Here is a 23694-nt window from a genome sequence, read left to right as displayed (position 1 = left end):
AATAGCGAATAGCGACAATGTCAGCCCGTGCGGCAGATGCATGTCACTATTCGCTACTCACTACTCCCTATCCGCTATTCCCTAGTTCTTCACCGGATGTTCGATCGCCTCGCGGCCGAAGTTCGGCACGTCGACCTCCTGGCCGGCGTCGATGATCGACCGGCGGATGGCGCGGGTGCGGGTGAACATCTCGAACAGCTTGTCGCCGTCGCCCCAGCGGATCGCCCGCTGCAGCGAGGCGAGGTCCTCGGAGAAGCGCGCCAGCATTTCCAGGATCGCGTCCTTGTTGTGCAGGCAAACGTCGCGCCACATCGTCGGGTCGGAGGCGGCGAGACGGGTGAAGTCGCGGAAACCCGAAGCCGAATACTTGATGACTTCCGACTTGGTCACCGACTCCAGGTCGTCGGCGGTACCGACGATGTTGTAGGCGATGATGTGCGGCAGGTGCGAAACGATGGCGAGCGTCATGTCGTGATGCTCGGGATCCATCGTGTCGATGTTGGAGCCGCAGCGGCGCCAGAACTCCGACAGCTTTTCGAGCGCCACGGGATCGGTATCCGGCAGCGGCGTGAAGATGCACCAGCGGTTCTCGAACAGGTCGGCGAAGCCGGCGTCGGGTCCCGACTTCTCGGTACCGGCCAGCGGGTGGCCGGGGATGAAGTGCACGCCCACGGGCACGTACGGGGCCATCTGCGCGATGACGGAGGCCTTGGTCGAGCCGACGTCGGTGAGGATGGCGCCGGGCTTCAGCGCCGGCGCTATCTCGGCGGCCACGGCACCGGAGGAGCCGACCGGCACCGAAACGATGACGAGGTCGGCATCCTTCACCGCTTCCTGGGCGTCGGTCGAGTAGCTGTCGCCGAGGCCGAGTTCCTCGGCCCGCGCCAGGGTTGACGCGCTACGGGTCGAAATGGCGATGTGGCGGGCAATTCCTTCGCGGCGGATGACGCGGGCCAGCGACGAGCCGATCAGGCCGATGCCGACGAGGGCGATCTTGTCAAACAGGGCTTTGGACATTTTTCAACTTTTCAGGAATTCGGTGAGTGCGGCAATGACGCCGCGATTGGCCTCTTCGGTGCCGATGGTCATCCGCAGCGCATTGGGGAAGCCGTAGCCGGCGACCCTGCGCAGGATATACCCGCGCGCGCTGAGATACTCATCGGCAACTGCTGCCGAATGCTTGGCATCGTCCGGGAAGTGAACCAGCAGGAAGTTGCCGACCGAAGGCGTAACGCGCAGGCCGAGCTTCTCGAATTCCTGCACCAGCCACTCAGCCCACTGGGCGTTGTGGGCGATGGTGCGTTCGACATGGGCGCGGTCTTCCATCGCCGCCACTCCGGCCTCGATGGCCGCCGCGTTGACGTTGAACGGTCCGCGCATGCGCTCCAGCACGTCGATGACGTGCGACGGCGCGTAGACCCAGCCGATGCGCATGCCGCCGAGGCCATGGATCTTGGAGAAGGTGCGCGTCATCACCACGTTCTCGTTGGCCGCCACCAGTTCGACACCCGCCTCATAGTCGTTGCGGCGGACATACTCGGCATAGGCGGCGTCGAGCACCAGAAGCACGTTCTTCGGCAGCGCCGCGTGCAGGCGACGGACCTCCTCGAACGGCACGTAGGTGCCGGTGGGGTTATTGGGGTTGGCCAGGAAGACGATCCTGGTCTTCGGCGTCAGCGCGGCAATGATGGTGTCGACGCTGGCCTTCTCGGCGTCTTCCTTGGCGACGACCGGCGTGGCGCCGGCGGCCTGGATGTAGATCTTGTAGACCATGAAGCCGTGCTCGGTGTAGACCGCCTCGTCGCCCGGCGACAGGTAGCTCTGCGACAGCAGGCCGAGCACCTCGTCCGAGCCGTTCGAGCACAGGATGTTGGCCGGGTTGAGCCCATGGGTCGCCGCAATCGCCTGTCTCAGGCGTGACGACGACCCGTCGGGATAATACTCCATCTTGTCGGCGAGTTTCTTCACCGCCTCGATGGCATGGGGCGAGGCGCCGAGCGGATTTTCGTTCGACGAGAGCTTATGGACCTTGGTGACGCCTGCGGGAGCTGCGCTCTTGCCGGGGACATAGGCTGCGATGTCCATGATGCCGGCGCGGGGTTCGGGGCGAATCTGCTCAGGTGCCTTGGTCATGTCGAAAATCCTGGATTGGCGCCTCCGGATGGAGGCCGCAGCGGAAATACCCCCCGGGGCCGCCAATGTCGAGGAAAACCGAAGGAAACGGCGGTCCTGGCTGGACCATTGGGTCGCGGTTGACGCAATCCGCGCCCAGGCGTAATAGCAGGGCATAGACCCGTGGTGATTTGGCCGGTCGGCTTGCAGCCACGTTAAACAAGTCGCTAAAGGGCCGTTTGCGATCCGTAAACCGGCTTTGCGACAGCAATGCCGGTTTTTGTTTTTTGGAGTTCGCAACAGTGCCGATCAAGATCCCGGATCAACTCCCCGCCCGCGAAGTACTGGTGAAAGAGGGCGTCTCCGTCATGGACGAGCAGACAGCGCTCCGCCAGGACATCCGCCCGCTGCAGATCGGCCTGCTCAACCTGATGCCCAACAAGGTCAGGACCGAGACCCAGATCGCCCGCCTGATCGGTGCCAGCCCGCTGCAGGTGGAGCTGACGCTGGTGCGTATCGGCACCCACAAGGCCAAGAACACCTCCGAGGACCATCTCATTGCCTTCTACCAGACCTGGGAAGAGGTGAAGGACCGCAAGTTCGACGGTTTCATCATCACCGGCGCGCCAGTGGAGCTGCTGCCCTTCGAGGACGTGACCTACTGGGACGAACTCAAGCAGATCATGGACTGGACGACGACCAACGTGCACTCGCCGTTCTTCATCTGCTGGGGAGCGATGGCGGCCGCATGGCATTTCCACCGCGTTCCGAAGCACACGCTGGAGCAGAAGGCCTTCGGCGTGTTCCGTCACAACAACAACGCTCCCGCATCCCCCTATCTCGCCGGCTTCTCGGACGATTTCGCCATTCCGGTGTCGCGCTGGACGGAGGTCCGTGCCCAAGACATTCCCGAGGGCTCCGGCCTGGAACTGCTGATGGAATCGGAAGAGACGGGCCCGAGCCTGCTGGCCGAAGAGGCCGGCAACCGGCTCTACATGTTCAACCACATCGAATACGACTCGACCTCGCTCAAGGAAGAGTACGACCGCGACGTGGCCGCCGGCGTCGAGATCGCGGTGCCGCACGAATATTACCCCGACGACGACCCGCAGCGCCGGCCGCTCAACCGCTGGCGCTCGCATGCCCATTTGCTGTTCGGCAACTGGATCAACCGGGTCTACCAGACCACCGAGTACGACATGGAAAGCATCGGCAAGGGTCGGTAGCCGATCGCAACATGGCCGCGCTCGGCATCCGGGCGTGGCCTGGCACCCTACCCCGCCGATGCCCGGTGTTCGCGGAAGGCGCAGGCGAGGATGCGCAGCGCCTCGCGCGACCGGCGGTCGGTCAGCGTGGTGTGCAGCACGATCTCCGATGACGGCACTGCCGGCAGGCCGAACTTGCGGCTGATCTCGACGGTGCCGGGCGGCGCCAGCCTGCTCGGGAAAACGGACGTCGCAAGCCCTGCTGCGACACCTGCCGTCACCAGCGATGAGCCGCCACCGACGAACACCTCGACCCACGGGATACCGGCATCGTCGAGCTTGCGCGTGGCCACGTCGCGCACGCCGCAAGCTCGCGACAGCGTCGCCAGCCGGATCGGCTCGCCCTGGCGATGATGGAAGTCCGGAGTGGCGAACCAGCCGAAATGCTCGGGTCCCAAGACCTCGCCATCGCGGCGGTCGTCCTCGCGCCTGACGATCGCCGCATCCAGCTTGCCGCGATCGAAGGCATCGAGCAGATTGCTCGAATTGTCGACCTGGACCTCGATCGTCAGCGCCGGGTCATGCTGGTTGAGCCGTGCCAGCAGCGTCGTCACCTCCGGCCCGGCGACATGCCCGGCAATGCCGAGCGCGAAGTGGCGCGTGCCGCAGGAAAGGCCGGCGACTGCATTGTCATGCGCGACAAGAAACGCGCGCGCGGAATCGATGAACAGAGCGCCTTCGGCCGAGAGCCTAACGCGGCGCGGCGTGCGTTCGATCAGCTTGCGGCCGACCCGCTCCTCCAGCCGCTTCAGCTTGACGCTGACGGCCGCCTGCGTCGAACCCAAAGCGTCGGCGGCGCGCGTGAAACTCTGCAGTTCCGCCACCATGACGAAGTTCCGCACCGCTTCAGCATCCAGCCACAGCATCTCATTTATTCCATTTCGTTATCACTGAAATAGGATTGCATAGCATTTTTATATGTACAAGCGTCGCTTATCTGGAACGCTCAAAGCAACAGTACGGCAGTGCCCATCGCACCTGCCTGCAGCAGAGGTGCCAGATGAACCAAGCAAGCAGAAACTACATAGCGCTCGGTGCAGTCTGCCTGGCCTCGCTGATGTTCGGCCTCGAAATTTCCAGCGTGCCGGTGATCCTGCCGACGCTCGAACATGTGCTGCAGGCCGACTTCAAGGACATGCAGTGGATCATGAATGCCTACACCATCGCCTGCACGACGGTGCTGATGGCCACCGGCACGCTTGCCGACCGCTTCGGGCGCCGGCTTGTCTTTGCCATTACCGTCATTGCCTTCGGCGTGACGTCGCTGATGTGCGGCATTGCACCCAACACCGAAGTGCTGATCATTAGCCGGTTCCTGCAGGGCATGGCTGGCGGAGCGATGTTCATCTGCTCGATCGCCATCCTCTCCAACCAGTTCGACGATGCCAAGGCGCGCGGCAATGCCTTCGCCATCTGGGGCGTGATCGCCGGTATCGGCCTGGGCTTCGGACCGATCATCGGCGGCATGATCGTCGCCCTGTCGACTTGGCAGTGGGTCTTCCTGGTCCACGCGCCGCTGGCGCTGCTGTGCCTGGGGCTGACCTTCAGCGGCGTGGAAGAATCGCGCGACCCGCGGGCCAGGAAGCTCGACCTGCTCGGCATCGCCACGCTGAGCGCCACGGTCCTCGGCCTCACCTTCTACATCACCCAGAGCGCCGATCTTGGCTTCCTGAGCCCGACCGCCATCGGTATCGCAGCCGCAACGCTGGTAGGCCTGGTCGCCTTTGTCGCTGTCGAGCGGCTGCATCCCCATCCGATGTTCGATTTCTCGGTGTTCAGAATCCGCGATTTCTCCGGCGCCATCGTCGGTTGCATCGGCATGAACTTCAGCTACTGGCCGTTCATGGTCTATCTGCCGATCTACTTCACCGTCGGCCTTGGCTACGACAGCACCGCGACCGGACTGGCACTGCTCGCCTACACCGTGCCCTTCCTAGTGATGCCGCCGGTGGCCCAGTATCTGCTCCTGCGCACCAGCGCCCGCACCGTCATCCCGCTCGGCCTGTTCACCATCGGCCTCGGCTTCATCGGCATGTGGGTGGGCAGCCGCATCGACGGCGCAAGCGGCCTGGCCGTGCTGCCCGGCGCGTTGATTGCCGGCATCGGCCTCGGCCTGACGACGACCCCCGCCACCAACATGACCACCGGCTCGGTGCCGGCCAGCCGCGCCGGCATGGCCTCGGGCATAGACACCAGCGCAAGGCTGATCGCACTCGCCGTCAACATTGCCGTGATGGGCTTCGTGCTGGTCGAGGGCATCCTCTCAGGGCTGAGAAGCGCCCTGCCCGCAGTTGACGACACCGGCCAACTGAGGATGCTTGCCGAGCGTATCGCCGCCGGCGGCGCGACGCCTTCGCTCGAGGGCGCGCAAGGCGCGCTTGAAGTGCCAGCCGATGTCGTCCACGCCGCACTGGTCAATGGCTTCGGCTGGGTGATGCTTTATGGCGGCATCGGCGTGTGGGTCCTGGCGGCGATCAGCTTCGCGCTGTTCGGGGCCGGCAAGTCGACTGATGTGACGAAGGCCGAGACGTCGGCAATCTGACGCTCAAGGGCCGGGCCCCCTTGGCGCCCGGCCTTATCCCTTCGGCGCGAACACGCGCACCGACTTCGGCCGGATGCGGAAATGCGCCGGGGTCCAGGTGACCAGTTCGCCGTCGGTGTTGACCGGACGCGGCCGCTTGGTGCGGATGGTCACCTCGGTGGTCTTGAAGGCCCGGACATCGTCCCATTGGCCTTGGGTGCCCTTGCGCAGGCTGGGCAGCAGGCGCAGCAACCGCCACCAGTGGTCGACCTCGAGGCTGTAGAGATCGAGCCAGCCATCGTCGGCCGTCGCGGTCTCCTCGACCGTCATGCCGCCACCATAATGGCGGCCATTGCCGACCGAGACCTGCATGGTGTGGATTTCTTCGGTCGTGTCGTCATGGTCGACATAGGCAGTGAACAGCCGCGAGCGCATCAACAGCCGCGCCGCGACGATGCCGTAGCCGAGCGTGCCCCAGCGCTTCTTGGCGTGCTCGGTGAGTTCGCCCGCCAGTTCGGCACTGAAGCCAATGCTGGCAACGTTGAAGAACAGATGGCCATTGACCTCGCCGAGATCGACCGTCGTCTCATGACCGGCGGCGATGACTTCGGCAGCCTTCACCGGATCGGTCGGGATGCCCATAGTACGGGCGAAATCGTTGGCAGTGCCCAGCGGCAGCACGCCGAGCGCCAGGCCGCAATAGGCAAGGCCGGAGGCCGCATTGTTCAACGTGCCGTCGCCGCCGCCGACGATCGCCATGTCGAAATGGTCGGCATGGCGCGAAATCAGCTCGGAGGCGTTCTCATCCTTGCTGGTCGTCATTTCCTCGATGTCGATGCCGGCATCGACAAGCACCTGACGGGCAGCATCTATGGAGCCGCCGCCGCGGCGGGCGCGCGGATTGACGATCAGCATCGCGCGCTTGCCCTTGGAATGTTGCACGGCGCGTTTCTGGTGGATGACGTCGGTCAGGAGGGCATTCCCTGTTGTTGTCGAAAGGCAGGTCTGTCCCGCGTCATCTAGGAAGCAAACCGTACTATTTTAAGATGCACCCCCTAAATCAGGAGGGATAACCTACCGGTCGAGTTGGGGAAAATAGGGATCGGAATAGATCCGCCGGTCGCGCTCGCCGGCCATGCAGTCGACCGGAGCGGCCGCATCGATCCTGACGACCGGCGACAGGTCGGTATTGCCGCTGACCTCGAGCACCAGCTTGCGCCGGATGGCCATCGCGAACTCCGCCGCGGCACGGATCGGCAAGACGAACGAGCCCGGTCCGCCTGTGACGCATTCGGCATAATAGCGATCGAGCTCGGCGGCCGTGCGCGACGGCCGGATCAGGATCGGCAGGCCGTTGATGACGATGCCCTGCGCCACCGCGGCGTCGCGGGCCCGGACCACCGGTGAGCCGAAATTGTTCGGCCCGTCGCCCGAAATGTCGATGACGCGGCGAAAGCCCTCGGCGGCGTTGCGGTCGAACAGGGCCGCACCATAGGTGACGGCGCCAGAGATCGAGGTGCCGCGAAAGCCGCTGAACGGCCGCGCCTCCAGTTTGGCCGCGAATGCGGCAGCACTCGCAGCACTGTCGATGACCTCCCAGGGTACGACCGACTCCTCGCGGACGGTGCCGGCCCATTCGAAATAGGTGATGGCGACACGGCCGTTCTGGCCGGACAGAACCGCATCGACGAAATCGGGATGGCGCAACGCTTCGACATAGCCGGCACGCTGGAGCGTGAACTCCTCCAGGTCCATCGAGCGCGACACGTCGACGGCCAGCACCAGCTCGACATCGACAGACAAGCCCGCCACAGGCACGGCCAGGGGCTTGGGCAATTCGCAGCCCAGGCACAAGACGATCGCCAGCGCTTCCAGCATCGACGGACACCCCTGTCGGCCGCTGGAGTGTCGCGGCAATGGCGCCGGAATGGAAGTGCCCCGGCTTCACCCCTTCGTGAGGTGAAGCTCAGCCGCCACGCTCGTCGCCGCGCCGCAAGGCAGGAAAGCCGCGCGTGGCGCCGCTGGGCGACAGCACCGGCATGAACACGCGGCGCGAGGCGCGCTGCGCCACCGGGATGCCCTGGTAGACGCGCTTTTGCGCCTCGACCACGATGACGCCTGAGAAGATCGGCCACAGGCGACGACCGGCGCGTTCGAACAGGTGGTCGAACTTCATCATCCACTTGCGCCGCGACGGCGGGAAATGCAGCGCGTCCGACCACGCCGACACGGTGAAATTGGCTTCGCGCAGAAGCTCGTTGAGCTGACCGGAGGAGAACGGCCGGCCGGTCCCGAACGGCGTGTGCTCGAAACGGGCCCAGACACCGCGCCGGTTGGGCACGACGATGACGATGCGCCCGGCCGGCGACAGCACGCGCCAGATCTCCTTCAGCGTCTCGCGCGGGCTCTCGGCATGTTCGAGCGAATGGACGAGCAGCACCCGGTCGATCGAGGAATCGACAAGCGGCAGTTCCTCGTCGAAGACAAGCGCCGTCGACGACGGGCCATTCGCCGGCCACACGACCGCGCCCTGCGTTGCCGGCATGAAGGCGAAGACCCGCTCGGCATCGCTGCCGAAGCGGTCGAGCCAGGGCAGCGTGTAGCCGAGCCCGACCAGCCGCTCGTTGGGTAGGCCTGCCCACACCGACGACAACCCCATGGTGATCGACTGCTCGGCCAGGCGGCCGAGCGGTGTCGAGTAGAACGAGCGAAGGTCGACGATGTCGGAATTCATCACCGGAACGTAGACGCGCGCACGGCCGACTTCAACGACCCCGCCCCAATTGGGGTGACAGCGCCTGACGCGCGCCCTATCGTTCCCGCCAGAAGTGGAGTTTTACGATGCCGGTCGAGATCAGACTTTTCATGTGCCGCACCGACAATTTCGGGGCGCTGTTGCACGAACGCGAGAGCGGCGAGACGGCGATCGTCGACGCGCCGGAGGAGGCACCGATCCTTTCGGCGATCGAACACAGCGGCTGGACGCCGTCGATGATCCTGACGACCCATCATCACGCAGACCATGTCGAAGCCAATCTGGCGCTCAAGCAGCGCTACAAGCTGCGTATCGTCGGCCCCGAGGCCGAGCGCGACAAAATTCCCGGCATTGACGACACGGTCGAGCAAGGTTCGGTGATTCCCTTCGGCAACGAGACTATCGAGGTCATCGAGACGCCCGGCCACACCGCCGGCCATGTCTGCTACCACCTGCCGAAGTCGAAGATCGCCTTCACGGCCGACACGCTGTTTGCGCTCGGCTGCGGCCGGCTGTTCGAGCGCCCGGCGCCGGTCATGTTCGAATCACTGAAGAAGCTCGCCGCCCTGCCCGCTGAGACCGTGGTCTATTGCGGGCATGAGTACACGCTGTCCAATGCCCGCTTCGCCCTGACCATCGACCCGGACAATGCTGCGTTGCGGGCCCGCGCCGAAAAGATCGAGGCGCTGCGGACCGACGGCAAGCCGACGCTGCCGACGACCATCGGTGAAGAACTGGCCACCAACCCCTTCCTGCGCTGGGCCGATCCTGGCGTGCGCAAACATCTCGGCATGGAAAAGGCCTCGGATGTCGATGTGTTTGCCGAGATCCGCAAGCGCAAGGACAATTTCTGAGCGATGCTGGCCGCCGAGATCATCGCGCTGCTCGGCATGCGCCGCCATCCCGAGGGCGGCTGGTATGTCGAGACCTTTCGCGACAATCCCGAGGGCGGGCCGCAGGGTGCGCGCGGCCACTCGACGGCAATCTACTTCCTGCTGGAAAATGGCGATGTCTCGCACTGGCACCGGGTTAGGGATGCCGCCGAGATATGGCACTATCATGCCGGCGCACCGATCGAGCTCAGGCTGCATCGGGAAGGCAGTGATATCGTCGCCCAGACGCTCGGCATCAACCTTGCGGCAGGAGAACGCCCGCAATGCGTCGTGCCTGCGGGCTGGTGGCAGGCCGCGCGTTGCCTCGGCGACTGGACGCTGGTCGGCTGCACGGTCTCGCCCGGCTTCGATTTCGCCCAGTTCGAACTGGCCGAACCCGGCTGGGAGCCCAAGCCGGACTAAGCCCCTACCCCGTCTGCTGCCGTCCCCTTGCGCCCGCCGAAGATCAGCGATTTGGCTGCCAGCACCGCACCGCCGGTGATGAGCACGCAAGCCGCCAGGATGCGCAAGCTTGGCTCGGCGAAGCCGGCTGCGATCAGCACCAGCGTCGACAATAGCGGCGCGGCATAGCTCGCCGCCCCCAACACCTGAATGTTGCCGCGCTTGACGCCGATATCCCAGGCATAGAAGGCCGCACCGACCGGCATCAGGCCAAGGCCGAGCACGGCAAGCCACTGGCCGGCATTAGCCGGCAGCACGGTCTCTTCCAGCGCCAGATGGCAGACAAGCGACAGCACCGACGTTGCCAGGCAGAACCAGGTGACGATTGTCGTCGGCACCGACGGGAAGCGGCGCGACAGCAGCGAATAGCCCGACCACAGGAAGGCGCAGGCGAAGGCCATGGCGTAGCCGAAGCTGTATTGCGCGTCGAAGGCGAGCCCGCCACCCTTGGTGACGATAAGGAAGGTGCCGGCAAGGCCGAGCAGCGCGCCGGCGATGTGGTTCCAGCGCAACCGCTCGCCTGGCATCAGGGCCGAGCCCAGCACGATGAACAGCGGCCAGAGATAGGCGATCAGGCTGGCCTCGACCGCCGGCGCGTTGCGCAGCGCCGTGAAGTAGAAGAAATGGTAGCCGAACAGCCCGGCAATGCCGATCACCCAGACCTGCGGCGGAATTCTCTCGGCCTTCTCAGGCTTGGCCATGAACAGTCGGGCCACGAGGCCGACGCAGGTGCCGATGGCAAAGGTGATGGCCGAAAGCAGGAAAGGCGGCACCGAGCCCGAAGCGTCGGTCAGCAGCGCCAGCAGTGCCCACATGGCGACTGCCGAAAATCCGATCAAAGTCGCGCGCCCCACTTACCCCTCCCGGTCTAATCGGTCGCTTCGAACCGCCGTGCCTTCACCGTGATCGTGCCGATCTCCGTGCTGACGGTGGCGTAGATGGGCGCATATACCCCGGTTTCGCCGAGCGGCGCAAACGTCACCATGATGCGGCTGCGGTCACGCAGGAAGGTCAGCGCCTTCTTGTCGGTGCGGTAGCCCGAGACCGGCTGGAAACCCATGCGGCAGGTGACCGTGTCGCCGGAGAAACCCTTGACCGACATCTTCTTGCGCGAAACCTCGGTCAGCCTGAGGTCGGCACGCAACTCGCCATCGTACATCTTGACCGTCCGGCCGCAGACCTTGTCGAGGCCGGGGGCACGGATGATCGTGGCGGCAATCGGATCGGCGACGGCGCGAAGGTCGCCCGCTCCGAGCGGAATCCAGGTCTTGCCGCGTTTCCTGGGCGGCGGCACGACCTCGCTGCGGCTGACTTGATCGCCGGAGAAGCGGACATCGACGAGCGAGTTGACCTTGCCCGAGACATAGTCGGCACGGAAGGCGCGCGGGCGGGTGCGGCCTTCGCCAAAGCTGCCGCGCGACGAGATCGTGCCGCGGGTGTCGTCGAAGAATGCAGCAAGTCCGGCGCTGGAGACCTTGCCCGTCACCTCGTAGGAATCGCCATCGTAGCGGCTGTCGAAGGTGGCCTTGGCAACCGGAATGCCGAGGAAGGACAGCGAATAGTCGCCGCTGAAGGATTTGGCCGCCGCCGGCGATTGCGAGGGCAGCATGGCGAGAGCGAAAGCAAGCAGGATAGGCGAAAGGCGCGGCATTGTAGGGAACACCTCATCGTCAGCGGAAGCTGACTTCCGGCTGTTCGTGTCCCTTGCAATCGGTTATAGAACCAATTCCGGCCATTCTGTGGAGTTGGGGACAACGCCCCGAAACCACCGGGACGCTTGACGCGTCAGCCAAATACACCTATGGAACGCCAACTTTTTCCATGAGGCCGCCTGACTGAGACCGCGCGCCATCCTTAATCGGTGCGTTATCGTCGCTTGGTCCGCCAGAACTGAAGGTAAGTAACATGTCCCGCGCTTGCGAACTCACCGGCAAAGCCGTCATGACCGGCAACAATGTGAGCCACGCCAACAACAAGACCCGTCGTCGCTTCCTGCCGAACCTGGTCAACGTCACGCTCATCTCCGAGACGCTGAACCAGAACGTGCGCCTGCGCATTTCGGCCAACGCCCTGCGTTCGGTCGAGCATCGCGGTGGCCTCGACGCCTTCCTGATCAAGGCTGACGCCGAAGAGCTGTCGCAGCGCGCGCGCCTGCTCAAGAAGCAGATCGCCAAGAAGACCGCCGAGCAGGCTGCAGCCTAATCGACGAATCAAGGCGGGGGACGACCGCCTGGAGCCTCTGCGCGCCGCAAGGACGATAGAGGCTCCGACCAAATCCGCCCGGGCGACGCCCGTACCGCTGGTTCCATTACCCAGGATAAAAAAATGAACTCCGGTTCAAAATATCTGCCTTTCGTGGCGGCCATGGCGCTTGTCGTCGTCGCCTCCAACATTCTCGTCCAGTTCCCGATGCAGGGACAGGTCGGATCGCTGGCGCTGGCCGACATCCTGACCTGGGGCGCCTTCACCTATCCCTTCTCGTTCCTGGTCACCGACCTCGCCAATCGCCGCTACGGGCCGAAGCTGGCGCGGCGGATCGTCTTCGTCGGTTTCATGATCGCGGTGATCTGCTCGATCGTCATTCCGCCGGTCCTGTTCCGTTACGGACTCATTCCGTTCGACACTGCCGCCGATCGCCTGGCCCGCATCGCGGTGGCCTCCGGCACCGCCTTCCTGACCGCTCAGCTGCTCGACGTCACCGTGTTCAACTGGCTGCGCCGGCAGAGCTGGTGGCGCGCACCGATCTTCGGCACGCTGGTCGGCTCGGTGTTCGACACGGCGATCTTCTTCGGCGTCGCCTTCGCCGCAGCCTTCGCCTTCCTCGGCCCCGAGGACGCCTTCGCGATCGAACCGGCGCCGCTGTTCGGCATCATGGCCACCGAAGCCCCTCGCTGGGTTTCCTGGGCGCTTGGCGACCTGATCGTGAAGCTGTTGATCGCCGTCTTCGCGCTGATCCCCTACCGGCTGATCGCCACGCGCTGGAGCCAACCTGCGCTGGCCGCCAACTAGACAGCCCTATCTGTCGATTCGCGTCGACAGGATGATCGACGACAATGTGCGTTCGACGCCGTCGAGCGCACCGATGCGGTCGATCAGCGTATCGAGATCCTGCACCGACGGGGCCTCCACCACCACGATCATGTCGAAGTTGCCGCTGACCGAGTGCAGCGTCCTGACCTCGGGGATGCGCCGCAGCACGGCCTCGACCGCAGCCGAGACCTTGGGTAAAGCCGTCACCAATATGTGGGCGCGGACGAGATTCTTCTCGTAGTCCGCCGACAGCTTGACGCTGTAGCCCGATATCACCCCGCGCTGTTCCAGCCGCTCGATGCGGCTTTGCACCGTCGTCCTCGACACGCCGAGCTTGCGTGCCAGTTCGGCGGTCGAGGCGCGGGCATTTTCGCGCAGCAGGGCAATCAAGGCGCGATCGGCATCGTTCGTCATTTCAACAAATCTCTTCGGCGAATAGCTCAAATCATATCGGCTTTTCGGCAATATCGATACTGCCTTTCGACAGCAGGCAGGCATAGAATCCGCGCGAAATCCATTTGCAGGGGACATGACCATGAAACAGATCGTTGTCGTAGGCGCAGGCAAGATCGGCTCGACCATCGCCGACATGCTGGCTGAAACGGGCGATTACCAGGTAACCGTGGTCGACCGCTCGCAGGCGGCCCTCGATTCGCTCGAAACCGGCAACCCCGTCGAGACGCTGAAGGTCGAGATCTCGGAAGCCGGCGCGCTCGACGCCGTTCTGGCCGGCAAGTTCGCCGTGCTTTCGGCGGCCCCCTTCCACCTCACCACGCGCATCGCCGAGGCCGCCGCCAAGGCCGGCGTGCACTATCTCGACCTGACCGAGGACGTCGCCTCGACGCGCATCGTCAGGGAACTGGCCGTCACCGCCAAGAGCGCCTTCATCGCGCAATGCGGTCTGGCGCCAGGCTTCATCTCGATCGTCGCCAACGACCTTGCCAAGCGCTTCGACACGCTGGAAAGCGTGCGTATGCGCGTCGGCGCCCTGCCGCAGTACCCGTCGAATGCGCTCAACTACAACCTGACCTGGAGCACCGACGGCGTCATCAACGAATATTGCGAGCCCTGCGAGGCGATCGTCGAAGGCTCGCTCGTCGAAGTGCCCCCGCTGGAAGAACGTGAAGAATTCTCGCTCGACGGCATCACCTATGAGGCGTTCAACACCTCGGGCGGTCTCGGCACGCTGTGCGAGACCTACAAGGGCAAGGTGCGCACGCTGAACTACCGCACCATCCGCTATCCCGGCCACGCCGCGATCATGAAGGCGCTGCTCAACGACCTCGGCCTGCGCCACCGCCGCGACGTGCTCAAGGACATCCTGGAGAACTCGCTGCCGGCAACCATGCAGGACGTGGTGGTGATCTTCGTCACCGTCAGCGGCCGCAAGGGCGGTCGCCTGCTGCAGGAAAGCTATGCCAACAAGATTTACAGCCGCCAGATGGGCAAGGTGACGCGCAGCGCCATCCAGATCACCACTGCGTCAGGGATCTGCTCGGTGCTCGACATGCTGGCTTCCGGCGCGCTTCTGCAACAGGGCTTCATCCGCCAGGAAGACATCGCCCTCGACGCTTTCCTGGCCAACCGCTTCGGCCACAACTACGCCCAGGCAGGCACCGCGCACTTGGCGGCCTGATCCGCCGGTCGCCTCACGGAGAGGATGCTCCGGAGGCCAAGAATTATGGGCAGCGAGGGGTTGGGGGACCCCTCGCTTTTTTTTGCATTTCGCGTGGGGTTCAGCGGGAGCGCGGGCCTGGGCAGACGCGGCTCCCTCTTTCTCCAGCGACCGACATCAGATCCGCATCATCGGCCCGAAAAAGCCGACGATACGCTCGATACGCTCGCCGTCTGGCGTCAGGAAGGCGACATCGATCCCTTCGGGCAGCGGTGTGCCGTCAGCCTCGACGACACGCCATCCGAAACGTGCGATGCCGTGGTGAAGGTCGACGGCGCTCGTACGGACGATCACCGCGCCGGGGCGGCCAGCCCTAATGTTTGCGATATGGGCCAGCAGTTCGTCTGCGCCGACAGCGTCGGCACGCGGGTCGGTGTATGTCGCCCCCTCGGCCCAGACAGCTTCGAGCGACGCCTTGCGCCGCACCGGGTCGGGTTCGTTCCAGACCGCGCAGTAGCGGTCGATGAGGCTGGTGGCATCGGACGACATGGCCGGCTCCTGCATCGCAAGCATCGACCATAGCGAAAAATTGCCGGTCAATCGCCGTGCAGGATGAATTCCAGGTAGAGATTGCGCTGCAGGATCGAGTGGTTGTCGTCGGAGATCAGCGACACCATCAGCGCGCCGTCGCTGCGCTGCCAGACGTCGAGCCCTTCCATATTGTCGATCTGGTAGCCCATGTTGGCTTCCAGCAGCACCTGGCCGTCGGCAACCTGGCCCTTGGCAATGCTGGCGGAAGCGATGCGCCTGAGCCGCATCTTGACCCCTGAGGCCATCGAGAAGCTGCGCTCCAGCAGCAACAGGTCGCCGCCGGGCAGGAAGGCACCATCGGTGATGTCGAACTCGCCGTCGCGCTTGACGGTGAAGATGCCCTTCTGTGGTCCCTCTATGATGGCGGCAAAGATGTTGCCGGCCGGATCGAGGCTCTTTTCCGACACCACCACCAGCCCGCCCTTCTCGGCGGAATAGGCCACGGTCTCGAAGCCGCGGTTCTGGCGCAGTTCGTTGCGCGGTACCAGGAAGTCGAGTTCGCGAAACGCCGGCTTCATGTTGGCGGGGTCGATGCGGAACTGGGCGATACGGTGGGTACGCTCGAAGCCGACGGTGGCGATGCCGTCCCTGACGGCGAGCCCTTCGGCATCGGCCATCCACTTCTTTTCGATGGCATTGCCCGAGGCGTCGACCATCTGGACCATGCTGAAATTCTCGACGCCCGCAGGCCGCAACGCGGCGTCGCGGGAAATCCGGCCGAAGAACCAGAAACCGGTGTCGGCGACGCCGATGAAGTCGCTTCCCGGCTTGAGGAAGCGGAACGCCGACAGCGCGCCGAGATTGCGCGAAGACGAGGTCAGTTCGAGGCCGCCGACGAACTCCAGCGGGCCGAACATCTTCTCGTCGAGGCCGATCTGGAACCGGGCGATCGGGCGCGCGGAAATCTCGATGCGTTCGATGGCGGGTTGCTCGGCCCGCGATGAGGCGGTGAGCGACGTGCAAAGGGCAAGCGCCGCCACAGCAGCGCAAGCAATGTGCCGCAGGCGGGCCGCGGACAGGATCATCCGGCGCGCCGGAAGCCGCCGCGGCGGTTCTCGCGGGCGCTCTCCTCGCCAAACAGCGATGCAAGCTGCTCGGTCATCGCGCCTGCCAGTTCTTCGGCGTCGACGATGGTGACGGCACGACGATAGTAGCGCGTGACGTCGTGGCCGATGCCGATGGCCAGAAGCTCGACCGGCGAGCGCGTCTCGATCAGGTCGATGACCGCGCGCAGGTGGCGCTCGAGATAGTTGCCGGGGTTGACCGACAGCGTCGAGTCGTCGACCGGGGCGCCGTCCGAGATCATCATCAGGATCTTGCGCTGCTCGGGCCGCGCGATCAGGCGCTGGTGCGCCCACAGCAGCGCCTCGCCGTCGATGTTTTCCTTGAGCAGGCCTTCGCGCATCATCAGGCCGAGATTGCGCCGCGAACGCCGCCAGGGCGCGTCGGCGCTCTTGTAGATGATGTGGCGCAGGTCGTTGAGGCGGCCGGGATTTGGCGGCTTGCCGTCCTTCAGCCATTTCTCGCGCGCCTGCCCACCCTTCCACGCACGCGTGGTGAAGCCGAGGATCTCCACCGAGACGCCGCAGCGTTCCAGCGTGCGCGCCAGGATGTCGGCGCAGGTGGCGGCAACCGTGATCGGACGGCCGCGCATCGAGCCGGAATTGTCGAGCACCAGCGTGACGACGGTGTCGCGGAACTTGGTGTCGCGCTCCTGCTTGAACGACAGCGGCTGCATCGGGTCGATGACGACGCGCACGAGGCGGGCCGGATCGAGGTAGCCCTCTTCCAGGTCGAAGTCCCAGGAACGGTTCTGCTGCGCCATCAGGCGGCGCTGCAGGCGGTTGGCCAGACGGCCGACCACGCCCGACAGGTTGGCGAGCTGCTTGTCGAGGAAGGCGCGCAGACGATCGAGTTCGTCCTCGTCGCACAGTTCTTCGGCACCCACCGTCTCGTCGAAGGCGTTGGTGAAGACCTTGTAGTCGATCTCCCTCGGCAAGTTGGCGAAGGGATTGTCCTGGCGGCGCGCCTCGCCCGGCGTCTCCGAATCGACATCGTCGTCGTCGGACATGTCGTCGGATGTGGCGTCGGACGCCTCCATCTCGCCTGACGGCTCCTCTTCGGCAGAGGATTCGGCCTCATCGGACTGCGATTGGTCGGCGCCGGAATCGTCCTCGCCGCCGTCCTCGCTCTGCTCCTCGCCTTGCGGCTGATCGTCGTCCTGGTCCTCGTTGTCCTCGGTTTCCTGGTCGTCGCCGTATTCCTCGGCCATTTCCAGCGAAGCGAGCATGTGGCGGACCATACGGGCGAAGGCCTGCTGGTCTTCAAGGCTGCCGAGCAGCCCCTCGAAATCCCCGCCGGCCTTGTCCTCGACCCATGAGCGCCAGAGCTCGACCATGCGCTCGCCGCTCTTGGGAACGGGCTGGCCGGTCAATTTCTCGCGCACCATCAGCGCCAAGGCTTCCTCGAGCGGCGCTTCGGACTGTTCGGTGACCTCGGCCAGATTGGCCTTGGCGTATTTGTCCTCGAGCATCGAGGTGATGTTCTGGGCGACGCCGGCCATGGCACGGCTGCCGATCGCCTCGACGCGGGCCTGTTCGACGGCGTCGAAGACGGCGCGGGCCTGCTTGCCCTCGGGCGCAAGGCGGGCGTGGATGCGGGTGTCGTGACAGGCGCGCTTGAGCGCCATGGAATCGCCGAGTCCGCGAGTGACGGCAATGTCGCTGGCCGAAGCCTTCTTGGGCAGTTCCGGCAGGCGGGCGCGATTGCCGGCGAGTGCCGGCCGCTCCTTGGCGAATGCCACTTCGAGCTCGTTGTCGCCCGAAATGGCGCGCATGGAGACGGTCACGGCACGCTTGAAGCTGTCAGCCTCCGAGCCCGTCTTCGATTTGTTGCGCGTGTTGTCGCCCGGCCCCGCCATCTGAGCCTGTTCTTATCCCAGCACGACGTTGGCGGCTGATTCGGGCAGGTCCTCGCCGAAGGCGCGCTGGTAGAACTCGGCAACGACGGAGCGTTCGAGTTCGTCGCACTTGTTGAGGAAGGTCAGCCGGAACGCCATGCCGACATCGCCGAAAATCTCGGCGTTCTCGGCCCAGGTGATGACGGTACGCGGGCTCATCACGGTCGACAGGTCGCCGTTGATGAAAGCCGAACGCGTCATGTCGGCAACGCGGACCATCTTGTTGACGATCTCCTTGCCCTTGGCGTCACGGTAATGCTTTGCCTTGGCAATGACGATGTTCACTTCGTTGTCGTGCGGCAGGTAGTTCAGCGTCGTCACGATCGACCAGCGGTCCATCTGTGCCTGGTTGATCTGCTGCGTGCCGTGATAGAGGCCGGTCGTGTCGCCGAGGCCAACCGTGTTGGCGGTGGCGAACAGGCGGAAGGCGGGGTGCGGACGGATGACGCGGCTCTGGTCGAGCAGGGTCAGGCGGCCCGACGATTCGAGCACGCGCTGGATGACGAACATCACGTCAGGACGCCCGGCATCGTACTCGTCGAAGCACAGCGCGACATTGTGCTGGTAGGCCCAAGGCAGGATGCCGTCCTTGAACTCGGTGACCTGCATGCCTTCCTTGACGACGATGGCGTCCTTGCCGACGAGGTCGATACGGCTGACATGACTGTCGAGGTTGACGCGGACCATCGGCCAGTTGAGGCGGGCTGCGACCTGCTCGATGTGGGTCGACTTGCCGGTGCCGTGATAGCCCGACACCATGACGCGGCGGTTGTAGGCAAAGCCGGCGAGGATCGCCATCGTCGTCGCCTTGTCGAACAGATAGTCCGGATCGATGTCCGGCACATGCTCCGACGACGCCGAATAGGCCGGCACGACCATCTTCGAATCGAAGCCGAAAGTGTCTTTCACCGACACTGTCGTGTCCGGCAGATTGGTGATGTCGCGATCGACCTTGTTCATAGCGTCTCCACGCGCGAAGCCTCAGCTACGCCGGCAATCGAAAATTTCTTCGGGGGCGGTCTTAAAGCCTTTTCCGACCAGATGAAAGTTGGAAAAAGGCCGCGGCCGCGGCTGGCTCAACACAATCCCGCTTGCTTGAGCACGCGATATGCCTGGAGCACATCCCTGAAGCGGTCCTCCGAACCCCGATCGCCGCCATTGGCGTCGGGATGGTGGCGTTTCACCAGTTCCTTGTAGCGCGCCTTGATGTCGGCGCCAGTCGCTTTCGAATCCAGCCCAAGCGTCTCCAGCGCCTTGGCCTCGAGGGGCTTGGCCTTGCGCTGTCGCGGCGCGCCGGCAGTGCCGAACATGTTGTGCGGATCGCGCATGCGGTTGTGGTAGCCGGCGCGGCCCGAGCGCTGCTGGGCGAAGTCGGGCGCCGAACGCGCCGCACTGTTGGAACCCATGGTCCAGGTCGGCCTGTGGCCCGTCATCGCCTCCTTCTGGAAGCGCGCGATCTCACCGTCGGCGAGGCCGGAGAAATAATTGAAGCCCTTGTTGTACTCGCGCACGTGGTCGAAGCAGAACTGGAAATACTCGCCTTCCTTCATGCGGCCGACCGGCGCCTTGTGCGTGCCGGGCTGCTTGCAGCCGTCCCACTGGCAGGCCGGGGCGCGCGACTTCACCTCCGCTTCCGGATCGGGCCGGACGCGGATCTTGTCGAAATATTTCGGATACGGCTTCATCTAATGGTATTTACCGCCTCTTGGCGCGGCGAAACAAGAATTGACATTTCGAGGATGTTGGCCCTAACGCCTGATTTGCGGCTCAATTGCGCCCGATGGCGCGAATGCCGCAGCGACACATGTGGTGAAAGGCGAAACCGATGTCCATACAGGCGACCATCGAAGACAAGCTGAACAAGGCATTTTCGCCGGAACGGCTCGTCGTCCTCAACGAAAGCCACCTGCACGCCGGCCATCACCATGTCGACGGCGGCCATGAAGCGGTGTTCGACGGTTCCGGCGAGACGCACTTCCGCATCCGCATCGTCGCACCCGGCTTCGCCGGCATGAACCGTATCGACCGCCACCGCGCGGTCAACGAGGCGCTCTCCGCCGAACTCAAGGCCGGCCTGCATGCGCTGGCGATCGAGCCGGCGGCACCGGGCGAACAGACGCGCTGGTAGGATTACCAGACGGTTACGACATGCGGGTAGCGCGTTATCTTGCTATCCGCGGTAACCAGCGGGGCAGCAAGTTCACGCGCCAGCGCCACGATCATCCGATCGGCCGGATCCGCGTGGAATTCACCAGGCAACATGACGCTGTTCACCGCTACCCTGTTGTCGACGGGGATGAAGCGAAAACCTTCAATTTCACTGACGACATCCAGCCAGTGCGACACATCCATGGACAGTTCGAGTTTGCCTTTTGAAACCAGCATGGCGATCTCCCATGCGGAGATCGCCGAGGCCACTACGCCTTCATGGTCGTTCAATGCGCTTTCAATGGCTTGCCGCGCCGCGGCAGACAGCCTGGATGCATCGCTGCCAGCCCACCAGACGAGGGCGTGAGTGTCCAGGACGATCATTTCAGGGCGTCCCAGTCCGCCACGCCAACTGGTTCAAAAGGATTGTCATAGCGCTGCACCGACCCCTTCAGAAGATCGAGCGGATTGCGGTATTTTCGGTCAAGTCGTCGGATTTCAAGCTTCGGCTCACCGTGATCAGTGACGATCAGTGGCTCGCCGGTCGCTTCGATTTCACGAAACAACTCCAGCGCCTTTGCCTTGAACTGAGATTTTGACACGCGGACAACCATCAACGTACCTCCTGCACACCTTCAAGATAGTACAGAAATGACTATGGTCAATGACTATGGTCAACGAGGCGTTTGCGTCGCCGGCTGCGGCTCTACCACTGCCGGCCTGATCCTGATCCGCGCCAGCCGGTTCTTGTCGCGCTTCATGACGATGAAGCGCTTGCCGTGGAAGGTAAATGCCTGCTTTTCCTCGGGGATCGACTGGGTCTCGTGAATGACAAGCCCGGCGATCGTCGTCGCCTCGTCGTCCGGCAGGTGCCAGTCGAGCGCACGGTTGAGGTCGCGAATCGGCACCGTGCCGTCGACCACCACGGAGCCGTCGGCCTCCTGCTTGACGCCCTGGACGTCGATGTCATGCTCGTCGGCGATCTCGCCGACGATCTCCTCGATGATGTCTTCGAGCGTCACCAGGCCTTCGACCTCGCCATATTCGTCGACGACGATGGCGAAATGCGCCTTTCGGCGCAAAAAGGCGTTGAGTTGCTCCTGAAGTGTCGTCGTGTCGGGCACGAACCAGGGCTTCGAGGCGACTTTCGGCACGTCGACCCTGCTGTAGTCGCCCTCGACGTCGTTCAGGGCACGCAGCAGATCCTTGGCGTGAACGACGCCGACGATGTTGTCGAGCGAGCCGCGCCACAGCGGCATCCGCGTATATGGGCTCTGCAGGATCTCGCGCACCAGCGCCTCGGATGCGATGTCGGCATTGACTGACCGCATGGCCGTTCTATGGACCATGACGTCGGAGACTTCGAGTTCGTGCAGGTCGAGCAGGCCACCGACCTGGTCGCGGTCCTGCTTCACCACCTGGCCGTCGCGGTGGAATTCGTCGACGGCGCCGCGCAGCTCGTCATGGGCGGAACGCTGCGGCGACAATGCAATCAACTCGTAGCCGAGGGATGCCAGCAGGCGGTCGCGGAATACCAGGACGGCAAGCATCAGCCCCCCGAGAACTGCCGCGGCGATCCAGCCTGCTTCGCTCATCCCGGGTGATTCTCCTTGAGGAAGGACACGACCTCCGAAGCCGGCACGTCCTTGGCGATAAAGGACTGGCCGATTCCGCGCGTCAGGATGAAGGTCAACGCGCCGCGCGACACCTTCTTGTCCTGGGTGATGAAGTTGAACAGCGCATCGGCGTCGGGCAGGCTGCCCGGGATGTCGGCCATGCGCCACGGCAGGCCGACGTCGCGAAGATGCGCCTCGACGCGCGCCGCATCGTCCGGGCTCGCCAGGTTGAGGCGGGCCGAGAAGCGATGCGCCAGCGCCATGCCGATGGCGACGCCCTCGCCATGGACGAGCCGCGCGCCGTCATAGGCGGTCGCGGCTTCGAGCGCGTGGCCGAATGTGTGGCCCAGATTGAGCAGCGCACGGTCGCCGGTCTCGAACTCGTCGCGGGCGACGACATCGGCCTTGGCGCGGCAGGATTGGGCGATGGCCTCGATGCGAGCCGGGCCGCCGGAGAAGACCTCCTGCCAGTTGCTTTCCAACCAGGCGAAGAAGTCCGGCCTGTCGATCAGGCCGTATTTGGCGACTTCGGCATAACCGGCGCGGAATTCGCGCAGCGGCAGCGTGTCGAGGGCCGCCGTGTCGGCCAGCACCAGCTTCGGCTGATGGAAGACGCCGATCAGGTTCTTGCCGCGCGGGCTGTTGATGCCCGTCTTGCCGCCGACCGACGAATCGACCTGTGCCAGAAGCGAGGTCGGCATCTGAACGAAATTCATGCCGCGGCGGACGATGCCGGCCGCGAAACCGGTGAGATCGCCGATGACGCCGCCGCCGAGCGCGATCACCGCGTCGCCGCGTTCGAGGCGGGCGGCGATGATCTGGTCGACCACGGTTTCCAGCGAATCGAAGCTTTTCGTCTTTTCGCCCGCTGGGAGCTTGATCACGGCAGGCGGATTGCCGGCAGCGGTGAGGCTTTCGACCAACGGCCCGAGATGGGCAGCGGCGACGTTTTCGTCAGTGACGATGGCCGTGCGCGCCTTTGGCAAGCGTTTCTGGATCAGCTCCGCGCCACGCGCAATCAGGCCCGGGCCGATCAGGATGTCATAGGCGCGGTCGCCAAGCCCGACTTCGACTGTGACGGTGCCTGTCATTCGTGATCCTCCGAGACTTCCGATACGTGTATGCTGCCGGGCACGCCGAGATGGTTGCAAAGCGCTTCGATGACCTCGCTGGCGATCGCTTCCTTGCGGTCGTCGCGCGTCGCCACTGCGAGATCGGCAAGTGCATAGACCGGGTAGCGCTCGTCCATCAGCTTGGCCAGCACGGCGCGTGGGTCGGCGTTCTGCAGCAGTGGCCGGTTCTGCTTCTTGGAAACGCGCTCCATCAGCAGGTCGAGATCGGCCTTGAGCCAGACCGAGACGCCGTGCGCGGCAATGGCCGAACGCGTCTGCGCATTCATGAAGGCGCCGCCGCCGGTCGACAGCACCTGCGGGCCGCTTTCCAGCACCCGGCCGATGACGCGCTGCTCGAGCGCGCGAAACTCGGCTTCGCCGTAGCGTTCGAACAGCTCGGGGATCGTCATCCGCGACACGCTTTCGATCTCGTGGTCGCTGTCGATGAAGCGGAGACCGAGCACCTGGGAGACCTTGCGGCCGATGGCGGTCTTGCCCGCGCCCATCAGACCGACAAAGACGATCGAGCGCGTGCCGAGCCGTTCAAGCAGGGCAGTTGTCGAACCGTCCGGAAATGGAGTCTGCTCGTCGGGTGTCATGGCGTCCCTTTCGCCGGCGTATCGACATGAAAAGCCC

The 23694-nt window shown here is 64.4% G+C and carries 27 protein-coding genes and 1 riboswitch; of the genes, 8 read left to right on the top strand and 19 right to left on the bottom strand.

The features are described 5' to 3' along the window. Positions 1-81 precede the first annotated feature (81 nt). Together O1Y97_RS07910 and hisC are read right to left on the bottom strand one after the other, a co-directional pair. The gene (locus O1Y97_RS07910; protein ID WP_318763662.1) at positions 82-1017 is read right to left on the bottom strand and encodes a prephenate/arogenate dehydrogenase family protein; all 936 of its coding nucleotides are present in this window, start codon (positions 1015-1017) and stop codon (positions 82-84) included. A 3-nt stretch (positions 1018-1020) separates the two neighbouring features. Continuing rightward, positions 1021-2133 carry a histidinol-phosphate transaminase gene (hisC, locus tag O1Y97_RS07905; RefSeq protein ID WP_183262474.1) on the bottom strand — a complete coding sequence of 371 codons (1113 nt, stop codon included), beginning with the start codon at positions 2131-2133 and terminating at the stop codon, positions 1021-1023. 152 nt (positions 2134-2285) lie between these two features. After that, positions 2286-2363: riboswitch (SAM riboswitch) on the top strand. Positions 2364-2414: 51 nt separating this feature from the next. Between hisC and metA the strand changes: the two genes are divergently transcribed. After that, on the top strand, positions 2415-3338 hold the full coding sequence (gene metA, locus O1Y97_RS07900) for a homoserine O-acetyltransferase MetA (protein ID WP_318763661.1): 924 nt from the start codon (positions 2415-2417) through the stop codon (positions 3336-3338). A 47-nt stretch (positions 3339-3385) separates the two neighbouring features. On the opposite strand, the gene O1Y97_RS07895 is transcribed toward metA, so the two are convergent. Further along, entirely contained in the window at positions 3386-4243 is an 858-nt protein-coding gene (locus O1Y97_RS07895; RefSeq protein ID WP_108606824.1) for a LysR family transcriptional regulator, read from the bottom strand. Positions 4244-4377: 134 nt separating this feature from the next. On the opposite strand from O1Y97_RS07895, the gene O1Y97_RS07890 reads away from it, so the two are divergent. Beyond that, positions 4378-5919 (top strand): MFS transporter, encoded by a 1542-nt coding sequence (locus tag O1Y97_RS07890; RefSeq protein WP_318763660.1) that lies wholly within the window; start codon positions 4378-4380, stop codon positions 5917-5919. A gap of 33 nt (positions 5920-5952) precedes the next feature. Here the strand turns inward: O1Y97_RS07890 and O1Y97_RS07885 are convergent, their stop codons facing one another. The 3 genes from O1Y97_RS07885 to O1Y97_RS07875 all read right to left on the bottom strand — a co-directional run bounded on the left by O1Y97_RS07885 (position 5953) and on the right by O1Y97_RS07875 (position 8632). After that, a complete protein-coding gene (locus O1Y97_RS07885; RefSeq protein ID WP_108606822.1) occupies positions 5953-6840 on the bottom strand; it encodes a lipid kinase in 888 nt (295 codons plus the stop codon). A gap of 132 nt (positions 6841-6972) precedes the next feature. Then, positions 6973-7776, bottom strand: a complete 804-nt coding sequence (locus tag O1Y97_RS07880) for a DUF1194 domain-containing protein (RefSeq protein ID WP_318763659.1) — start codon at positions 7774-7776, stop codon at positions 6973-6975. An 88-nt stretch (positions 7777-7864) separates the two neighbouring features. Next, on the bottom strand, positions 7865-8632 hold the full coding sequence (locus O1Y97_RS07875; protein WP_108606820.1) for a class I SAM-dependent methyltransferase: 768 nt from the start codon (positions 8630-8632) through the stop codon (positions 7865-7867). A 107-nt stretch (positions 8633-8739) separates the two neighbouring features. On the opposite strand from O1Y97_RS07875, the gene gloB reads away from it, so the two are divergent. Both gloB and O1Y97_RS07865 read left to right on the top strand, forming a co-directional pair. Continuing rightward, positions 8740-9507: a hydroxyacylglutathione hydrolase gene (gloB, locus tag O1Y97_RS07870; RefSeq protein ID WP_318763658.1), complete on the top strand. Its 768-nt coding sequence runs from the start codon at positions 8740-8742 to the stop codon at positions 9505-9507. Between the two features lie 3 nt (positions 9508-9510). After that, positions 9511-9948, top strand: coding sequence for a cupin domain-containing protein (locus O1Y97_RS07865; protein ID WP_318763657.1), 438 nt, complete (start codon positions 9511-9513; stop codon positions 9946-9948). Here the strand turns inward: O1Y97_RS07865 and yddG are convergent. Both yddG and O1Y97_RS07855 read right to left on the bottom strand, forming a co-directional pair. Then, positions 9945-10841 (bottom strand): aromatic amino acid exporter YddG, encoded by an 897-nt coding sequence (yddG, locus tag O1Y97_RS07860; RefSeq protein ID WP_108606817.1) that lies wholly within the window; start codon positions 10839-10841, stop codon positions 9945-9947. The genes O1Y97_RS07865 and yddG overlap by 4 nt on opposite strands. A gap of 14 nt (positions 10842-10855) precedes the next feature. Then, complete coding sequence (locus tag O1Y97_RS07855) at positions 10856-11638, bottom strand: DUF3108 domain-containing protein (RefSeq protein ID WP_108606816.1); 783 nt, start codon at positions 11636-11638, stop codon at positions 10856-10858. Positions 11639-11892: 254 nt separating this feature from the next. Between O1Y97_RS07855 and rpmB the strand changes: the two genes are divergently transcribed. Both rpmB and O1Y97_RS07845 read left to right on the top strand, forming a co-directional pair. After that, complete coding sequence (gene rpmB, locus O1Y97_RS07850) at positions 11893-12189, top strand: 50S ribosomal protein L28 (protein ID WP_108606815.1); 297 nt, start codon at positions 11893-11895, stop codon at positions 12187-12189. Positions 12190-12312: 123 nt separating this feature from the next. After that, positions 12313-12996, top strand: a complete 684-nt coding sequence (locus tag O1Y97_RS07845; RefSeq protein ID WP_108606814.1) for a queuosine precursor transporter — start codon at positions 12313-12315, stop codon at positions 12994-12996. A gap of 6 nt (positions 12997-13002) precedes the next feature. Here the strand turns inward: O1Y97_RS07845 and O1Y97_RS07840 are convergent, their stop codons facing one another. After that, the gene (locus O1Y97_RS07840) at positions 13003-13431 is read right to left on the bottom strand and encodes an Lrp/AsnC family transcriptional regulator (RefSeq protein WP_318763656.1); all 429 of its coding nucleotides are present in this window, start codon (positions 13429-13431) and stop codon (positions 13003-13005) included. Between the two features lie 115 nt (positions 13432-13546). Between O1Y97_RS07840 and O1Y97_RS07835 the strand changes: the two genes are divergently transcribed. Then, positions 13547-14653 carry a saccharopine dehydrogenase family protein gene (locus O1Y97_RS07835; RefSeq protein ID WP_318763655.1) on the top strand — a complete coding sequence of 369 codons (1107 nt, stop codon included), beginning with the start codon at positions 13547-13549 and terminating at the stop codon, positions 14651-14653. 156 nt (positions 14654-14809) lie between these two features. Here O1Y97_RS07835 and O1Y97_RS07830 read toward each other — a convergent pair whose 3' ends face one another. The 5 genes from O1Y97_RS07830 to O1Y97_RS07810 form a co-directional block, all read right to left on the bottom strand. Then, a complete protein-coding gene (locus O1Y97_RS07830) occupies positions 14810-15181 on the bottom strand; it encodes a nuclear transport factor 2 family protein (RefSeq protein WP_318763654.1) in 372 nt (123 codons plus the stop codon). Between the two features lie 47 nt (positions 15182-15228). After that, complete coding sequence (locus O1Y97_RS07825; RefSeq protein ID WP_318763653.1) at positions 15229-16248, bottom strand: esterase-like activity of phytase family protein; 1020 nt, start codon at positions 16246-16248, stop codon at positions 15229-15231. Then, positions 16245-18143 carry a cobaltochelatase subunit CobT gene (gene cobT, locus O1Y97_RS07820; protein ID WP_108606809.1) on the bottom strand — a complete coding sequence of 633 codons (1899 nt, stop codon included), beginning with the start codon at positions 18141-18143 and terminating at the stop codon, positions 16245-16247. Before cobT ends, O1Y97_RS07825 begins: the two co-directional genes overlap by 4 nt. Before the next feature lie 12 nt (positions 18144-18155). After that, a complete protein-coding gene (gene cobS / locus O1Y97_RS07815; RefSeq protein WP_067957584.1) occupies positions 18156-19142 on the bottom strand; it encodes a cobaltochelatase subunit CobS in 987 nt (328 codons plus the stop codon). A gap of 116 nt (positions 19143-19258) precedes the next feature. Continuing rightward, a complete protein-coding gene (locus tag O1Y97_RS07810; protein WP_108606808.1) occupies positions 19259-19867 on the bottom strand; it encodes a J domain-containing protein in 609 nt (202 codons plus the stop codon). 140 nt (positions 19868-20007) lie between these two features. On the opposite strand from O1Y97_RS07810, the gene O1Y97_RS07805 reads away from it, so the two are divergent. Further along, a complete protein-coding gene (locus tag O1Y97_RS07805) occupies positions 20008-20310 on the top strand; it encodes a BolA family protein (RefSeq protein ID WP_108606807.1) in 303 nt (100 codons plus the stop codon). 2 nt (positions 20311-20312) lie between these two features. On the opposite strand, the gene O1Y97_RS07800 is transcribed toward O1Y97_RS07805, so the two are convergent. From O1Y97_RS07800 to O1Y97_RS07780, 5 genes are read right to left on the bottom strand one after another with little or no spacing between them, the layout of a single operon-like run. Beyond that, on the bottom strand, positions 20313-20714 hold the full coding sequence (locus tag O1Y97_RS07800) for a type II toxin-antitoxin system VapC family toxin (RefSeq protein ID WP_183262485.1): 402 nt from the start codon (positions 20712-20714) through the stop codon (positions 20313-20315). Then, positions 20711-20944 carry a type II toxin-antitoxin system Phd/YefM family antitoxin gene (locus O1Y97_RS07795; RefSeq protein ID WP_318763652.1) on the bottom strand — a complete coding sequence of 78 codons (234 nt, stop codon included), beginning with the start codon at positions 20942-20944 and terminating at the stop codon, positions 20711-20713. Before O1Y97_RS07795 ends, O1Y97_RS07800 begins: the two co-directional genes overlap by 4 nt. A 60-nt stretch (positions 20945-21004) precedes the next feature. Further along, on the bottom strand, positions 21005-21925 hold the full coding sequence (locus O1Y97_RS07790) for an HlyC/CorC family transporter (protein ID WP_318763651.1): 921 nt from the start codon (positions 21923-21925) through the stop codon (positions 21005-21007). Further along, on the bottom strand, positions 21922-23037 hold the full coding sequence (gene aroB, locus O1Y97_RS07785) for a 3-dehydroquinate synthase (protein ID WP_318763650.1): 1116 nt from the start codon (positions 23035-23037) through the stop codon (positions 21922-21924). The genes O1Y97_RS07790 and aroB overlap by 4 nt, the downstream gene beginning before the upstream one ends. After that, positions 23034-23657: a shikimate kinase gene (locus O1Y97_RS07780; protein ID WP_183262488.1), complete on the bottom strand. Its 624-nt coding sequence runs from the start codon at positions 23655-23657 to the stop codon at positions 23034-23036. Before O1Y97_RS07780 ends, aroB begins: the two co-directional genes overlap by 4 nt. Positions 23658-23694: the final 37 nt, after the last annotated feature.

This window comes from Aminobacter niigataensis, assembly GCF_946995915.1.
GTDB classification, from domain to species: Bacteria; Pseudomonadota; Alphaproteobacteria; order Rhizobiales; family Rhizobiaceae; genus Aminobacter; species Aminobacter niigataensis.
This window is presented reverse-complemented; position numbering and strand designations above follow the sequence as displayed.

Bases quoted from the DNA above. Each gene is read 5' to 3' on its own strand.
- O1Y97_RS07910 (WP_318763662.1), bottom strand. From the start codon at position 1,017: ATGTCCAAAGCCCTGTTTGACAAGATCGCCCTCGTCGGCATCGGCCTG.
- hisC (WP_183262474.1), bottom strand. From the start codon at position 2,133: ATGACCAAGGCACCTGAGCAGATTCGCCCCGAACCCCGCGCCGGCATC.
- O1Y97_RS07895 (WP_108606824.1), bottom strand. From the start codon at position 4,243: ATGCTGTGGCTGGATGCTGAAGCGGTGCGGAACTTCGTCATGGTGGCG.
- O1Y97_RS07890 (WP_318763660.1), top strand. From the start codon at position 4,378: ATGAACCAAGCAAGCAGAAACTACATAGCGCTCGGTGCAGTCTGCCTG.
- O1Y97_RS07880 (WP_318763659.1), bottom strand. From the start codon at position 7,776: ATGCTGGAAGCGCTGGCGATCGTCTTGTGCCTGGGCTGCGAATTGCCC.
- O1Y97_RS07875 (WP_108606820.1), bottom strand. From the start codon at position 8,632: ATGAATTCCGACATCGTCGACCTTCGCTCGTTCTACTCGACACCGCTC.
- gloB (WP_318763658.1), top strand. From the start codon at position 8,740: ATGCCGGTCGAGATCAGACTTTTCATGTGCCGCACCGACAATTTCGGG.
- O1Y97_RS07865 (WP_318763657.1), top strand. From the start codon at position 9,511: ATGCTGGCCGCCGAGATCATCGCGCTGCTCGGCATGCGCCGCCATCCC.
- O1Y97_RS07855 (WP_108606816.1), bottom strand. From the start codon at position 11,638: ATGCCGCGCCTTTCGCCTATCCTGCTTGCTTTCGCTCTCGCCATGCTG.
- rpmB (WP_108606815.1), top strand. From the start codon at position 11,893: ATGTCCCGCGCTTGCGAACTCACCGGCAAAGCCGTCATGACCGGCAAC.
- O1Y97_RS07845 (WP_108606814.1), top strand. From the start codon at position 12,313: ATGAACTCCGGTTCAAAATATCTGCCTTTCGTGGCGGCCATGGCGCTT.
- O1Y97_RS07840 (WP_318763656.1), bottom strand. From the start codon at position 13,431: ATGACGAACGATGCCGATCGCGCCTTGATTGCCCTGCTGCGCGAAAAT.
- O1Y97_RS07835 (WP_318763655.1), top strand. From the start codon at position 13,547: ATGACCATGAAACAGATCGTTGTCGTAGGCGCAGGCAAGATCGGCTCG.
- O1Y97_RS07830 (WP_318763654.1), bottom strand. From the start codon at position 15,181: ATGTCGTCCGATGCCACCAGCCTCATCGACCGCTACTGCGCGGTCTGG.
- O1Y97_RS07825 (WP_318763653.1), bottom strand. From the start codon at position 16,248: ATGATCCTGTCCGCGGCCCGCCTGCGGCACATTGCTTGCGCTGCTGTG.
- cobT (WP_108606809.1), bottom strand. From the start codon at position 18,143: ATGGCGGGGCCGGGCGACAACACGCGCAACAAATCGAAGACGGGCTCG.
- cobS (WP_067957584.1), bottom strand. From the start codon at position 19,142: ATGAACAAGGTCGATCGCGACATCACCAATCTGCCGGACACGACAGTG.
- O1Y97_RS07810 (WP_108606808.1), bottom strand. From the start codon at position 19,867: ATGAAGCCGTATCCGAAATATTTCGACAAGATCCGCGTCCGGCCCGAT.
- O1Y97_RS07805 (WP_108606807.1), top strand. From the start codon at position 20,008: ATGTCCATACAGGCGACCATCGAAGACAAGCTGAACAAGGCATTTTCG.
- O1Y97_RS07800 (WP_183262485.1), bottom strand. From the start codon at position 20,714: ATGATCGTCCTGGACACTCACGCCCTCGTCTGGTGGGCTGGCAGCGAT.
- O1Y97_RS07795 (WP_318763652.1), bottom strand. From the start codon at position 20,944: ATGGTTGTCCGCGTGTCAAAATCTCAGTTCAAGGCAAAGGCGCTGGAG.
- O1Y97_RS07790 (WP_318763651.1), bottom strand. From the start codon at position 21,925: ATGAGCGAAGCAGGCTGGATCGCCGCGGCAGTTCTCGGGGGGCTGATG.
- aroB (WP_318763650.1), bottom strand. From the start codon at position 23,037: ATGACAGGCACCGTCACAGTCGAAGTCGGGCTTGGCGACCGCGCCTAT.
- O1Y97_RS07780 (WP_183262488.1), bottom strand. From the start codon at position 23,657: ATGACACCCGACGAGCAGACTCCATTTCCGGACGGTTCGACAACTGCC.